This window comes from Micromonospora sp. HNM0581 (assembly GCF_012726175.1).
Classification (GTDB): domain Bacteria; phylum Actinomycetota; class Actinomycetes; order Mycobacteriales; family Micromonosporaceae; genus Micromonospora.
In genome coordinates, this window is the sequence record NZ_JAASAD010000001.1 from 1 (window position 1) to 13,120 (window position 13,120).

14 protein-coding genes are annotated in these 13,120 nt (G+C 68.5%); 1 reads left to right on the forward strand and 13 read right to left on the reverse strand.

All coding sequences use genetic code 11. The features are described from left to right. Positions 1–517: 517 nt before the first annotated feature. The 13 genes from HCA58_RS00005 to glyA form a co-directional block, all read right to left on the reverse strand. Entirely contained in the window at positions 518–973 is a 456-nt protein-coding gene (locus HCA58_RS00005) for a DUF2550 domain-containing protein (protein WP_169595655.1), read from the reverse strand. 12 nt (positions 974–985) lie between these two features. After that, on the reverse strand, positions 986–1,270 hold the full coding sequence (locus HCA58_RS00010) for a F0F1 ATP synthase subunit epsilon (RefSeq protein WP_169595656.1): 285 nt from the start codon (positions 1,268–1,270) through the stop codon (positions 986–988). A gap of 89 nt (positions 1,271–1,359) precedes the next feature. Then, positions 1,360–2,505 (reverse strand): LCP family protein, encoded by a 1,146-nt coding sequence (locus tag HCA58_RS00015; RefSeq protein WP_169595657.1) that lies wholly within the window; start codon positions 2,503–2,505, stop codon positions 1,360–1,362. 305 nt (positions 2,506–2,810) lie between these two features. After that, positions 2,811–4,268, reverse strand: a complete 1,458-nt coding sequence (gene atpD / locus HCA58_RS00020) for a F0F1 ATP synthase subunit beta (protein WP_346775827.1) — start codon at positions 4,266–4,268, stop codon at positions 2,811–2,813. Continuing rightward, positions 4,265–5,194, reverse strand: a complete 930-nt coding sequence (locus tag HCA58_RS00025; protein WP_169595659.1) for a F0F1 ATP synthase subunit gamma — start codon at positions 5,192–5,194, stop codon at positions 4,265–4,267. The genes atpD and HCA58_RS00025 overlap by 4 nt, the downstream gene beginning before the upstream one ends. Positions 5,195–5,203: 9 nt before the next feature. Beyond that, positions 5,204–6,850 (reverse strand): F0F1 ATP synthase subunit alpha, encoded by a 1,647-nt coding sequence (gene atpA / locus HCA58_RS00030; protein ID WP_169595660.1) that lies wholly within the window; start codon positions 6,848–6,850, stop codon positions 5,204–5,206. Between the two features lie 91 nt (positions 6,851–6,941). After that, entirely contained in the window at positions 6,942–7,763 is an 822-nt protein-coding gene (locus HCA58_RS00035; RefSeq protein ID WP_169595661.1) for a F0F1 ATP synthase subunit delta, read from the reverse strand. Then, a complete protein-coding gene (locus tag HCA58_RS00040) occupies positions 7,763–8,293 on the reverse strand; it encodes a F0F1 ATP synthase subunit B (RefSeq protein WP_169595662.1) in 531 nt (176 codons plus the stop codon). The genes HCA58_RS00035 and HCA58_RS00040 overlap by 1 nt, the downstream gene beginning before the upstream one ends. A gap of 28 nt (positions 8,294–8,321) precedes the next feature. Next, on the reverse strand, positions 8,322–8,546 hold the full coding sequence (gene atpE / locus HCA58_RS00045; protein ID WP_169595663.1) for an ATP synthase F0 subunit C: 225 nt from the start codon (positions 8,544–8,546) through the stop codon (positions 8,322–8,324). 88 nt (positions 8,547–8,634) lie between these two features. Further along, positions 8,635–9,456, reverse strand: coding sequence for a F0F1 ATP synthase subunit A (gene atpB / locus HCA58_RS00050; protein WP_169595664.1), 822 nt, complete (start codon positions 9,454–9,456; stop codon positions 8,635–8,637). Further along, entirely contained in the window at positions 9,457–9,678 is a 222-nt protein-coding gene (locus tag HCA58_RS00055) for a hypothetical protein (protein ID WP_169595665.1), read from the reverse strand. A gap of 165 nt (positions 9,679–9,843) precedes the next feature. Next, complete coding sequence (locus HCA58_RS00060; protein ID WP_169595666.1) at positions 9,844–10,317, reverse strand: hypothetical protein; 474 nt, start codon at positions 10,315–10,317, stop codon at positions 9,844–9,846. Further along, entirely contained in the window at positions 10,314–11,600 is a 1,287-nt protein-coding gene (glyA, locus tag HCA58_RS00065) for a serine hydroxymethyltransferase (RefSeq protein ID WP_346775828.1), read from the reverse strand. Before glyA ends, HCA58_RS00060 begins: the two co-directional genes overlap by 4 nt. 34 nt (positions 11,601–11,634) lie before the next feature. Between glyA and HCA58_RS00070 the strand changes: the two genes are divergently transcribed. Further along, positions 11,635–13,113, forward strand: coding sequence for an SDR family oxidoreductase (locus HCA58_RS00070; RefSeq protein ID WP_169595668.1), 1,479 nt, complete (start codon positions 11,635–11,637; stop codon positions 13,111–13,113). The last annotated feature ends 7 nt before the right edge of the window (positions 13,114–13,120 follow it).

Sequence of the window (13,120 nt, forward strand, 5' to 3'; positions counted from 1 at the left end):
GGCGACATCGGCGTGGGCGGCGACCGGACCGGCGAACAGGCCACCGGTGAACGCCAGACCCGCAACACCCAGAACACTCTTCCGCAGCATCGTGTTCATGATCAAGCTCCAATCGGGGGTCGACGCACGCACCCGCCGGGGGACAGCGGACACGCGCACGCAAGTACCACCAGGCGCTCAAACGACTAAGGGGAGATCTCCGGGACGCGGGGCCCGTAGGCCGCTTCACATCGCCGGGACCATGTCCAACGACCATCGGCCCGCCATCATTCCCGGCGGCCCGCACCCGCCGTGACGGGCGCTGTCTTCCACGGCCGTTCGGGAGTGTTCAACGACCCGCCGGCCCACACCATTCCCCAGCCCCCTCCCCCGAACCCGACACCCTCACCCCAACCCCCCGAACCTCCCACAACCATCCCGTTGATCATGAGGTTGGCGGCATAGTTGATCTCCGACACCACCGCTAGCCTCATGATCAACGGGATGCATGGGGGGTGGGGACCAGGGGGAAGGGCGGTCAGGCGGCGGGCCAGTCCTGGGAGGCCATACGCGGCGAGACCGCCCCCGGAGGGGCGGCCTCGAGCCAGGAGAGGAAACCGGTGACGGTGGATCGTGCCATGGCGATCTCGACCGGGGCGAACCGACTGGTACAGCGGAGAATGATCCAGTCTGCTGGCATGGACATTCGTTCCTGCCCTTCGGGCAGCCGCCGTCGTTCGACAGTCAGCCCCTCGCGGGACAGCACCCGTTTAGGGCGTACGGCGAAGCTGACCATTCGGTACCAGCGAAGTTCGTCGCCGACGAAGCGACCGAAACCGGGCGACCAGCCGCGGCCGTCAAGCATGGTGGACGTCCGGACACTCAGCCGGATGATCCCTCCGCTACGGGTGACCAGAGCCCGCCGGACGAACAGGAACAGGATCGCGCCGAGGATCACGGCGATGCCGATTCCGACCCCTTCGACGATCTCCATCGGCAGGTCGGCTCAGTTACCCGAAGCCGCAGCGACCGCAGTGGCATTCTCGGCCAGCACGGTCACCCCTTGCTCGCTGACCGAGAGGAAGCCGCCCGTCACGTCGTAGCTGAGCTGCTCACCCCCGGGGAGCTTGATGCGTACCTGGCCGGGCTCGGCGAGCTGGCCGAGCAGGGGCGCGTGCCCCGGCAGCACACCCAGCTCACCCTCGGTCGTCCGGGCCATGACCATCTCGGCCTTACCCGACCAGACCTTCTCCTCGACGGCCACGAGCTGGACGTTAAGCTGCTCTGCCACGCTGTCTCCTTGCTGAGGCGGCGGATTGGGAAATTCTAGCCACGCCCGCCAGCTGTCCCTCAGGCGGGTACCAAAGACCTACGCGACAATCAACTCCCGCTGACCAGCTTCGGGTGTTCCAGGAGGAACGGGTCCAGCAGTCCCCGCTCCAGAGCGACAAAGAAGTCATCGACTTCGGGGGCGAACTGCTCCCCGAGGTACTTGTCGTTCTGCACGATACCGCCACCCGGCAGCTTGATCATTTGAATGTTGCCGGGACGGATGTCCTTGAGGGCGAGGGCGAAGTCGACCACGCTGTGCCCACGGCCACTGAAGATCAACGACTCACCCGCCGCACGGAGGACCTTGTCCAGCTTGACCGGGTTTGTCACCACGTCGGCGCTCAGGGCCTGCCCCGCCATCGCCTTGACGAACTGCTGCTGGTGCCGCTGCCGGCCATAGTCACCGTCGGGGACGCCGTTCTCCGGGTACCGCTGGCGGACATAGTCCAGCGCCTGCCAGCCACTCAAATGCTGCTCGCCCTTCGGGTAGACCGCCTGCGGCCCCACGTACCCTCCGCCGCCCGGCTTCGCCTGACGGTGCTTGCCGCTCGGCTCGCGGTGCTCGGAGCGCACCTCCCGCTCGATGTCCATCGTGACGCCACCCATGGCGTCGACGATCTTCTGGAAGCCGGAGAAGTTGATGATCGCGCCCGCGTCGAACCGTTCGATGCCGGTCACCTTCTGCACGGTGATGGCGAGCAGTTCGAAGCCCTTCGCCGCGTCCGGCTTCCCACCGGGCACCCGGCTACCGTACGACATCGCGGCGTTCAGTTTGGTGGTGTCACCTGCGAAGTTTGCCTTCGCAAACGGTGGGATCTCCACGTAGAGGTCGCGCGGCAGCGAGAAAAGGTACGCGCGGTCCATCTCCTCCGGCACGTGCAGCACCATCACCGCGTCAGACAGCGGCGGGGTGTCCTCGTCGCGGGGGTCGATGCCGGCCAACAGGATGTTGAGCGGGCCCTTGATGTCGCTCTTCGGGGTCGCTCCGGCGGCCTGGTCACCGAAAAGATCAGCCTTGCCGACCGCGCCTTCGTAGCGGGCCATCAGTGCCTCCGCGCCCACCAGACTGGTCCCGCTGACCACCATCAGAACAACACCGAAGATGGTGCAGAGCTGCGCCCAGCGAGGCACACCCCGCCACACCGACGAACGCCCGCCACGCTTGCCGCGTCTGCCAGCCTTCACCACAAGCATCTCCGTTCGTCGCGCCTCCCGGGGGGAAGTACGGGCGCGCGGGGCCGAATGGTTTAACCAGTTAACGCTCAACGGCGCATGAGCGCGGCTTTGCGTTGTCCAACGGGGTGCACCGACCGTGCCTCGGCTCGGCGGGAGCTGCCTTCTTGGACGTCGCACCGACGGTAGCGCGCAGTCGGCGTGATCGCCGAGCACGGGTCACCGGGCAGCGGCCATAGTACGTCACAAAAATGAACAGAAGGCCGCCCCGGGGTTACCGGGGCGGCCTCCTGTCGTCAGATCTTCCACACGTACGGGTGACGAGGTCAGCCCTTCATCAGCTCGGCGGCCTTCTTCTCCAGGTCGTCGAGCCCACCGCACATGAAGAACGCCTGCTCGGGGAAGTGATCGTACTCACCTTCGCTGATCTTGCGGAATGCCTCGATGGTTTCCTTGATCGGGACCGTCGAGCCCGGCACACCGGTGAACTGCTCCGCCGCGTAGGTGTTCTGCGACAGGAAGCGCTCGATCCGCCGGGCCCGCTGCACCGTGATCTTGTCTTCCTCGGAGAGTTCCTCGATACCGAGGATGGCGATGATGTCCTGCAGGTCCTTGTAGCGCTGCAGGATCCGCTTCACCTCGCTCGCCACCTGGAAGTGTTCCTGGCCGACGAACTCGGGTGCCAGGATGCGCGAGGACGAGGCGAGCGGGTCCACCGCCGGGTAGATGCCCTTGTCGGAGATCGACCGCTCCAGGTTCGTGGTCGCGTCCAGGTGGGCGAAGGTGGTGGCCGGAGCGGGGTCGGTGTAGTCGTCCGCCGGCACGTAGATCGCCTGCATCGAGGTGATGGCCTGGCCCCGGACCGAGGTGATCCGCTCCTGAAGCTCACCCATCTCGTCGGCCAGGGTCGGCTGGTAGCCCACCGCACTGGGCATCCGGCCCAGCAGGGTGGAGACCTCGGAGCCGGCCTGGGTGAAACGGAAGATGTTGTCGATGAAGAGCAGCACCTCCTGCTTCTTCACGTCACGGAAGTACTCCGCCATCGTCAACGCGGAAAGTGCGACCCGCAGCCGGGTGCCCGGTGGCTCGTCCATCTGGCCGTAGACCAGCGCGGTCTTGTCGATGACGCCCGAGTCGGTCATCTCGTGGATGAGGTCGTTGCCCTCACGGGTGCGCTCACCCACTCCGGCGAAGACCGAGGTACCACCGAAGTTCCGGGCGACCCGGGTGATCATCTCCTGGATGAGCACCGTCTTACCCACCCCGGCACCGCCGAACAGACCGATCTTGCCGCCCTTGACGTACGGGGCGAGCAGGTCGATCACCTTGATGCCGGTCTCCAGCATCTCGGTCTTCGGCTCCAGGTCGGCGAAGGCCGGCGCCTTACGGTGGATGCCCCAGTGGTCATCGGCCTGAATGGTCTCGCCCTCGGCCAGGTTGAGGCACTCACCGATGGCGTTGAAGACGTGGCCCTTGACGGCGTCGCCGACCGGCACCTTGATCGGGCCACCGGTGTCGCGCACCTCGGCCCCACGCACCAGGCCGTCGGTGGGCTGCATCGAGATGGCGCGGACCAGATTGTCACCCAGGTGCTGGGCGACCTCAAGCGTCAGCGTCTTCTCACCACCGGACAGGGTCACGTCCACGTGCAGCGCGTTGAACAGGTCCGGCATGGCGTCGCGCGGGAACTCGGCGTCGACGACCGGGCCGATGACCCGGACCACGCGACCGGTGGCCGTCTTGGTCTCGGCTGGTCCTCCAGCAGCGGTGGAAACAGTCATCACACTTCACTTCCCGACGCGGCCAGCGCGTTCGCGCCGCCGACGATCTCACTGATCTCCTGGGTGATCCCGGCCTGGCGGGCCGAGTTCATCTCACGCGTGTACTTGTCGATCATCTCTTCGGCGTTGTCGGTGGCGCTCTTCATCGCCCGCCGTCGGGCTGCCGACTCGCTTGCCGCCGACTCCAGCAACGCCGCGTAGATCCGCGTGTTGATGTACTTCGGCAGCAGCGCGTCGAGCAGCGCCTCCGCATCCGGCTCGAACTCGTACGCCGGCAGTGCACCCTCCGAGCGGGGCCGGTCCTCGATCTGGAGCGGGCCGACGATCCGGGTGATCGGGTTCTGGGTCATCAGGGACTTGAACTCGGTGTAGACGATGTGCAACTCGTCCACCCCGCGTACCCCGTCCGGGCCCGGGTCACCGTCGACGTCGTCCGCACCGGCGACGAACGCCTTGATCAGCGTCTCACCGACCTCGCGGGCGTCGGCGAAGGAGGGCTGCTCCGAGAAGCCCGTCCAGTTGGCCTCGATCGGCCGGTTACGGAACCGGTAGAACGACACGCCCTTCCGTCCGATGACGTAGAGCACCGGCTCCTTGCCGTCGGCCTGAAGTCTGGCGATCAACGATTCCGCCATCCGAATGGCGTTGGAGCTGTAGCCACCGGCCAGTCCCCGGTCGGAGGTCACCAGCAGCACACCCGCACGCCGCACCCGCTCGCGTGGGGTGAGCAACGGATGATCGACCGAGGCGTTGGACGCCAGCGCCGTGAGCACGCCGGTGACGGCCTGGGCGTACGGCAGGGACGCCTCCACCCGGGCCTGGGCCTTGGCGATCCGGCTCGTCGCCACGAGCTCCATCGCCTTGGTGATCTTCTTCATCCCCTTCGCCGAGCGGATGCGTTGACGAAGAACACGTACCTGCGCCGCCATAGCCCGGCCCTACTGCTTCTCGGCCGGAGCCTCGCCGCTGTAACGGGTGACCGTCTCGTGCTCGGCCTCGCCCTCCAGCGGCGCCGCCGGCGCCTCGTTGATCGTGCGCTCGTCCTCGCGACCGAGGAAGCCCTGCTTGAACTCGGCGACGGCCGAATCGAGGGTGGCGATGATCTCGTCGTCCCACTTGTTGTCGGCGATCGCCTGCAACGTGGCGTTGTGCTTGCGCCGCAGGTGCTCCAGGAACTGGGTTTCGAAGCGCCGCACGTCACCCACCGGGACATCGTCCAGTTTGCCCTCGGTGCCGGCCCAGACGGCCACCACCTGCTCCTGCACCGGGTACGGCGAGTAGTTCGGCTGCTTGAGCAACTCCACCAGGCGGGCACCGCGGTCCAGCTGGGCGCGCGAAGCCTTGTCCAGGTCGGAGGCGAAGGCGGCGAACGCCTCCAACTCACGGAACTGGGCCAAGTTGAGCCGCAGCGAACCGGAGACCTTCTTCATCGGCTTCACCTGGGCGGCGCCGCCGACCCGGGAGACCGAGGTACCGACGTTGATCGCCGGGCGGACCCCCTGGTTGAACAGGTCGGTCTCCAGGAAGATCTGCCCGTCGGTGATCGAGATGACGTTCGTCGGGATGAAGGCCGAGATGTCGTTGGCCTTCGTCTCGATGATCGGCAGCCCGGTCATCGAGCCACCGCCCATCTCGTCGGAGAGCTTCGCGCAGCGCTCCAGCAACCGGGAGTGCAGGTAGAAGACGTCACCCGGGTACGCCTCACGGCCCGGCGGGCGACGCAGCAGCAGCGACACGGCCCGGTACGCCTCGGCCTGCTTGCTCAGGTCGTCGAAGACCACGAGCACGTGCTTGCCGCCGTACATCCAGTGCTGTCCGATGGACGAACCGGTGTACGGGGCGAGGTACTTGAAGCCGGCCGGGTCCGACGCCGGGGAGGCGACGATCGTGGTGTACTCCATCGCGCCTGCCTCTTCGAGGATGCCCTTGATGCCGGCGATGGTGGAGGCCTTCTGGCCGATGGCGACGTAGATGCAGCGGACCTGCTTCTTCGGGTCGCCGGAGGCCCAGTTCTCCCGCTGGTTGAGGATCGTGTCCAGGGCGACAGTGGTCTTGCCGGTCTTCCGGTCACCGATGATCAGCTGCCGCTGCCCCCGACCGATCGGGGTCATCGCGTCGATGGCCTTGATACCGGTCTGCATCGGCTCGAAGACGGACTGCCGGGCCATCACGTTGGGGGCCTGCAGTTCCAGCTCGCGGTACCCCTCGTCGGCGATGTCACCGAGGCCGTCGATCGGCTGGCCGAGCGCGTTGACCACGCGGCCCAGGAAGGCGTCGCCCACCGGCACGGAGAGCACGCGGCCGGTGCGCTTGACCCGCTGCCCCTCCTCGATGCCGGCGTAGTCGCCAAGGACGACGACACCGATCTCCCGGACGTCGAGGTTCAACGCCACGCCGAGCGTGCCGTCCTCGAACTCCAACAGCTCGTTGGTCATGGTCGAGGGCAGGCCCTCGACGTGGGCGATACCGTCACCGGTGTCGGCGACGGTGCCGACCTCCTCACGGGAGACGTCGGGCGAGTAGGAGGAGACGTAGCGCTCCAGAGCGCCGCGGATCTCCTCCGTCGAGATGGTCAGCTCGGCCATCCTCTGCTTCCTTAAGTATCAGGGCCCGGGATACCTAGTACCGACCGGTCCTCGGGTCGACTGTCTTTCCGGGCGCTTCGCGGAGTGCTGGTCAGCGCTTCGCGAGCGCGTTGCGGGTTTCGTTGAGGCGACGCAGGATCGTCCCGTCGTACAGGTCCGAACCCACCCGTACGCTCACTCCGCCGAGGATCGACGGGTCAACCGTAAGCTTGACAGCAACCTGCCGATCGTATATAGCGGAAAGCCGGTCGCCCAGTCGCTGCTCCTCCTCCTCGGTGAGCGGCGCGGCGACCGTGACATACGCGACCTGCCGGTCCCGCCGCTGTGCCGCCAGCTCCACCAGCCGGGTGAGCGCGGCGGTGAACGACCGGCCACCGAAGCCGGCCAGTGCCGCCTCCGCCAGCCGTACGGTCACCGGCCGGGCCTTACCCGTCAGGAGCATCCCGACCAGCTCAGCCCGCTGCGCCACCGGCGCCATCGGGTCGGACAGAGCGTTGGAAAGCTGCGGGTCCGCAGCGACGACCTGGCCGAAACGGAACAGCTCGTCCTCCACCTCGCCCAGCTCGTCGGCACGGTCGGCACTGGCGAGCAGTGCCTGCACGCCGAGGCTCTCCGCGCCGTCGAGCAGCTCCGACGGCGCGGACCAGCGGCCGGCGACCAGGGCGCCGAGCAGGTCGAGCGCATCGGCACCGACCTTGCCGGAGAGCACCGAGTTCAGTAGGTCGGTGCGGTCGGCACCCTCGCGGGCCGGGTCGGACAGCGCCCGGCGCAGCCGGACCTCCCGCCGCAGCAGGTCCGCGACGGCGAGCAGCTCGGCGCCGGTGTCAGCCACGGTCGACGGCGTGGCACCGGCGACGTACTCCTCCAGCCGCGCGAGCGCGGCAGCGTAGGACTCCCGGCTGGCGGCCTGCATCAGCGGGCCCCCGCGCTCTCAAGGTCGGTGAGGAACCGTTCGACGGTGCCCTTGCGACGGGCCTCGTCGGCGAGCGACTCACCCACGATCCGGCTGGCCAGGTCGACTGCGAGGCCGCCGACCTCCGCGCGCAACTCACGCACGATGGTCTGGCGCTCCACGGCCAACGACTCCCGGCCGGCGGCGATGATCCGGTCGGACTCCTCCCGGGCCTTGGCCAGGATGTCGGTACGGATCGACTCGGCGTCGGCACGGGCGTCGTCCCGGATCCGGGCCGCCTCGGTACGCACCTCGGCGAGCTGGGCCCGGTACTGCTCGAGCAGTTGGTTGGCCTCGGCCTGGGCAGCCTCGGCCCGCTTGAGACCGCCTTCGATCGCGTCGACCCGCGCCTGGTACATCGCCTCCATGCGCGGCAGCACGAACTTCATCAGGACGAAGCAGAGCAGGAAGAAGGCGATCGTCCCGACCACGAGCTCCTGCCAGATCGGCACGAGTGGGTGGTGCTCCACACCTTCGGCGGCGAGAAACATGTCAGACCTCCGGGTCGACGTCGGATGGTCAGTTGACGGCGAAGGCGAGCACCAGGCCGAACAGCGCCAGTGCCTCGACGAGCGCGAAGCCCAGGACCAGCCAGGTGCGGTTGTAGCCGGCGGACTCCGGCTGGCGGGCGCTGGCCTGGATGTAGGCCGCGAAGACCAGGGCGACGCCGATACCGGGGCCGATGGCGGCGAGGCCGTAGCCGATGGTGTTGACGTTACCGTTGATGGCGGCGAGAACGTCCATTGCGGGTATTCCTCCTAGTAGACGCGTGAGGTCTCACGCGTACGGTCGTGCCGGAAGCAGGTCGGGCCGGGCGGCCCGGCGGGTCTGGTCAGTGCTCGTCGGCGAGGGAACTGCCGACGTAGTTGGCGGTCAGGGTGACGAAGACGTACGCCTGCAGCAGGGCGACGAGCACCTCGAAGAAAGCCATCACGATCGCCATGGCGAAGGCGGCGATCGACGAGATCTGCACGAAGAGGTTGTCCGAGGCGAGCATCACGAAGCCACCGACGGTGAACACCAGCAGGATCAGGTGACCCGCGAACATGTTCGCGAAGAGCCGGACCGCCAGGGTGACCGGCCGGACGATGAAGGTCTGCAGGAACTCGATCGGGATCAGCAGGAAGTGCATCGGCCACGGCACGCCCGGCAGGATCAGGCTCTGCTTGAGGTAGCTGCCCAGGCCGTGCTTGCGGACACCGACGTAGAGGTACAACACGTACGAGACGGCGGCGAGCACGATCGGGAAGGCGATGTGCGAGTTCGGTGAGATCTGCAACCCGGGGGTGATGCCGAAGAGGTTCGTCACCACGATGAAGCAGAACAGGACCGTGAAGTAGGGCGCGAACCGGATGCCGTCCTTGCCCATCTGCTCCCGGGCGATGTTGTCCCGGACCAGGCCGTAGATCGACTCGGCCATCCACTGACCCTTACCCGGCACCAGCTTCGGGTTCCGGTACGTCGCCATGAAGAAGATGATCAGAAGCCCGACGGCCAGCCAGATCATCAGCGTGAACTTCGTGACCCACGGGCCGGCGAGATCCGGCGGGTAGAAGTCTCCGACGCTCGGGGGCCAGGGAAGGCCCTCTGCGGCGACAAGCTGTCCGCTCACCGTGTCATCCTCCGCACTCGACAGACCCGCGCGTGCCGGCACTCAGGCACTGAGCCTCTTCATGATCAGGTAGATCGCTCCGGCTGCGCCGAGCATCATGCCGACGGCGATTCCGACGCCGGTCGGCAGGCCCAGGAAATCCCCCGCCAACCAGCCGAGGAATCCCCACACCACGATGCCGGCGAGCAGGTAGCCGAGGACGGCTCCGGCGACACCTTCCGACGAGTGCTCGTCGGGGCTTCTGCGGTGAGGGTTGTCGGCCATGACGAGGCGAACACTATCAGCCGGGTGTTTCGCGAGTGTGCGGCACCCCCCACACTGCGAGCAGCGTGCGGGCGGTGGTTGCGGCGCGTCAGGCCGGAGTCAGCCTACTCCTGTCCAGCCAGCCGGACAGGCCGTCGAAACGCCCGGGAAACGGCAGCCGTACGGTCAGTGATCCGACGAACGGTCCACCGTGGGCAACGGCGAGCGCAGCGCCCAGGTCAGGTGGGCGCCGGTCCAGACCACCACGGCCGCGATGATGGACACACCCATGTCCGGCAGTCCCGGCCACCCGGCGGCCGCCACGGCACCCATCACCACACCCAGGATGACGATCTTCGTGACGTAGGTGACCAGGCCGACCGACATGATCAGTCGCGGGTGGACCGCGTCGGCCCAGGCCACCGAGAATCCTGAGATCAGATAGCTGACGACCACCAGGGCGACACCGGCGGCCACTCCGGCCGCACCGGTCGGGCCGCGGAGCACTGCTGCGGCCGGCACCGCCACCACCGCCAGCACGGCGCAGGCGAGCAGCGGAAGACGCAGGTGCGGCAGCCGGGCCCGGACGGCGCCGGGCTCACCCGCCCGCGGCTCGCTCGTCGCCGTCCCGCCGGGCTCGCCGGTGCGGGGCGCGCTCATCGGGGGTACGCCGGAAACTCGGCGGCCAGGTCGGCCACGTCGGCGGCGATCCGGGTCAGCTCGTCGGTGCCACCCGCGACCGTCGGATCGGTCCGCACCGCCCGGGCGATCAGCCCGGCGACCTGGCGCAGCTGTACCTCCCCCATGCCCTGGGTCGTCACGCTGGGCGTACCCACCCGGATGCCGGAGGCGACCATCGGCTTCTGCGGGTCGTAGGGGATGGCGTTCTTGTTCAAGGTGATCGTCGCCGCGTCGCAGCGCGCCTCCGCCTCGGCGCCGGTGACACCGGATCCCCGCAGGTCGATCAGGGCCAGATGGGTGTCGGTGCCACCGGAGACCGGGCGCATCCCTTCGGCAGCCAGCCCGTCGGCAAGCGCCCTCGCGTTCGCCACCACCTGCGCGGCGTAACTGCGAAACGCCGGCTGCGCCGCCTCGTGCAACGCGACGGCCTTGGCCGCCACGGCGTGCATCAGAGGCCCGCCCTGGGTGAACGGAAACACCGCCTTGTCGATCCGCTCGGCCAACGCCTCCCGGCACAGGATCATGCCGCCACGCGGCCCACGCAGCACCTTGTGGGTAGTGGCGCAGACCACGTCGGCGTACGGCACCGGCGACGGGATCGCCTGACCCGCCACCAGCCCGATGAAGTGAGCGGCATCCACCATCAGGTAGGCGCCGACCTCGTCGGCGATCTCCCGGAACCGGGCGAAGTCGATGAGCCGGGGATACGCCGTCGCCCCGCAAATGATCATCTTGGGCTGATGGGCGCGGGCGAGGTCGCGTACCTCGTCGTAGTCGATCAGCTCGGTGTCCCGCCGGACCGTGTAGCCGACAGGATCGAACCACCGCCCGGAGAAGTTCACCCGACTGCCGTGGGTAAGGTGCCCGCCGTGCGGCAGCTCCATCGCCAGCACGGTGTCACCGGGCTGTACCAGTGCGGCGTACGCGGCGAGGTTGGCGCTGGCACCGGAATGCGGTTGGAGGTTCGCGTGCTCGGCGCCGAAAAGATGCTTCGCCCGGAGAACGCCGAGTTCCTCCGCCCGGTCGACCTGGGCGCAGCCGCCGTAGTAGCGCCGCCCCGGATAGCCCTCGGCGTACTTGTTCGTAAGTGTGGAACCCAACGCCGCGAGCACCGCGGGTGAGGTGAGATTCTCGCTGGCGATCAGTTGCAGGCCGCCGCGCAGCCGGCCCAGCTCGCCGAGCACCACCTCCGCGATTTCCGGGTCGGTGGCGCTGAGCTGCTCGAAGTCCGGACCCCAGTAGGTGCCCTCGGCGGTCTCCACAGCGCCAGAGTCTATGAGACCGCAGACTGGAGACGTGAGATGCCTGGTGACTGGTGCGACGGGATACATCGGCGGGCGCTTGGCGCCCCGCCTACTGGACGAGGGACACACCGTGCGCTGTCTGGCACGACGGGCCAGCCGGCTGCGTGACGTGCCGTGGGCCTCGCGGGTCGAGGTGGTCGAGGGCGACCTGAGTCGGCCGGAGAGCCTGGCCGGGGTCTTCGACGACGTCGACGTGGCGTACTACCTGGTGCACTCCCTCGGTCAGGCCGGCTTCGAGGCCGCCGACCGGCAGGCTGCGGAGAACTTCGCGACCGCTGCCCACGCCGCGGGCGTACGCCGGATCGTCTACCTGGGCGGGCCGGAGCCGGCCCCTGACGACGTCGCATCGGCGCACCTGCGTTCCCGCACCGAGGTCGGCCGGATCCTGCTGGACAGCGGCGTGCCCACCGTGGTGCTGCGGGCGGCCGTGATCATCGGCTCGGGATCGGCCTCGTTCGAGATGCTGCGCTACCTGACCGAACGGCTCCCGGTGATGATCACTCCACGCTGGGTGTCGAACCGGATCCAGCCGATCGCGGTCCGCGACGTACTGCGCTACCTGGTCGGCAGCGCGCACCTGCCGGCCGAGGTCAACCGGGCCTTCGACATCGCCGGCCCGGACGTGCTCACCTTCGCCGACATGATGCAGCGTTACGCCCGGGTCGCCGGGCTCTCCCGCCGGCTCCTGCTCCCGGTCCGCCCGCTGACCCCCCGGCTGTCGTCGCACTGGGTGGGCCTGGTCACCCCGGTGCCGAACGCGCTCGCCCGGCCACTCGTGGAGAGCCTGGTGCACGAGGCGATAGCACACGAACACGACATCGCGGCGTACCTGCCCGATCCGCCGGACGGGCTCACCGGCTTCGACCGGGCCGTCGAGCTGGCGTTGGCCAAGGTACGCGACGCACAGGTGGAGACCCGCTGGTCCAACGCGGCCGGGGCGGACGCACCGGCGGAGCCGTTGCCGAGCGACCCGGACTGGAGCGGCGGCACCGCCCACACCGACCTGCGGGAGCAGACGGTGGACGCCTCCCCTGAGGCGTTGTGGCGGATGATCGAAGGGGTCGGTGGGGAGAACGGCTGGTACTCGTTCCCCCTCGCCTGGTCGGTCCGCGGCTGGTTGGACCGGCTGGTCGGCGGAGTGGGCCTGCGGCGCGGCCGGCGTCACCCGAACCAGCTGCGCGTCGGCGAGGCGCTGGACTTCTGGCGGGTGGAGGAGATCGTGCCCGGCGAGCTGCTGCGGCTGCGCGCCGAGATGCGGTTGCCCGGCCGGGCCTGGCTGGAGATGCGGGTGCGGCAGGACGACGACGGGCGGGTCAGCTACCGGCAGCGGGCGGTGTTCCTGCCGCGCGGGCTGGCCGGGCACGCGTACTGGTTCGCGGTGACACCGTTCCACGCCCTGGTCTTCGGCGGCATGGCCCGCAACATCGCTGCGGGGGCCGAGCGGACCGGGGCGTCCGAGCCGGCCCACTGACCAGACG

What these genes read in the sequence shown, in the direction of transcription:
- atpE (WP_169595663.1), bottom strand. Translation starts at nt 8,546, where the DNA reads ATGGACGTTCTCGCCGCCATCAACGGTAACGTCAACACCATCGGCTAC.
- HCA58_RS00005 (WP_169595655.1), bottom strand. Translation starts at nt 973, where the DNA reads ATGGAGATCGTCGAAGGGGTCGGAATCGGCATCGCCGTGATCCTCGGC.
- HCA58_RS00015 (WP_169595657.1), bottom strand. Translation starts at nt 2,505, where the DNA reads ATGCTTGTGGTGAAGGCTGGCAGACGCGGCAAGCGTGGCGGGCGTTCG.
- HCA58_RS00025 (WP_169595659.1), bottom strand. Translation starts at nt 5,194, where the DNA reads ATGGCGGCGCAGGTACGTGTTCTTCGTCAACGCATCCGCTCGGCGAAG.
- HCA58_RS00040 (WP_169595662.1), bottom strand. Translation starts at nt 8,293, where the DNA reads ATGTTTCTCGCCGCCGAAGGTGTGGAGCACCACCCACTCGTGCCGATC.
- HCA58_RS00060 (WP_169595666.1), bottom strand. Translation starts at nt 10,317, where the DNA reads ATGAGCGCGCCCCGCACCGGCGAGCCCGGCGGGACGGCGACGAGCGAG.
- atpA (WP_169595660.1), bottom strand. Translation starts at nt 6,850, where the DNA reads ATGGCCGAGCTGACCATCTCGACGGAGGAGATCCGCGGCGCTCTGGAG.
- HCA58_RS00055 (WP_169595665.1), bottom strand. Translation starts at nt 9,678, where the DNA reads ATGGCCGACAACCCTCACCGCAGAAGCCCCGACGAGCACTCGTCGGAA.
- HCA58_RS00035 (WP_169595661.1), bottom strand. Translation starts at nt 7,763, where the DNA reads ATGCAGGCCGCCAGCCGGGAGTCCTACGCTGCCGCGCTCGCGCGGCTG.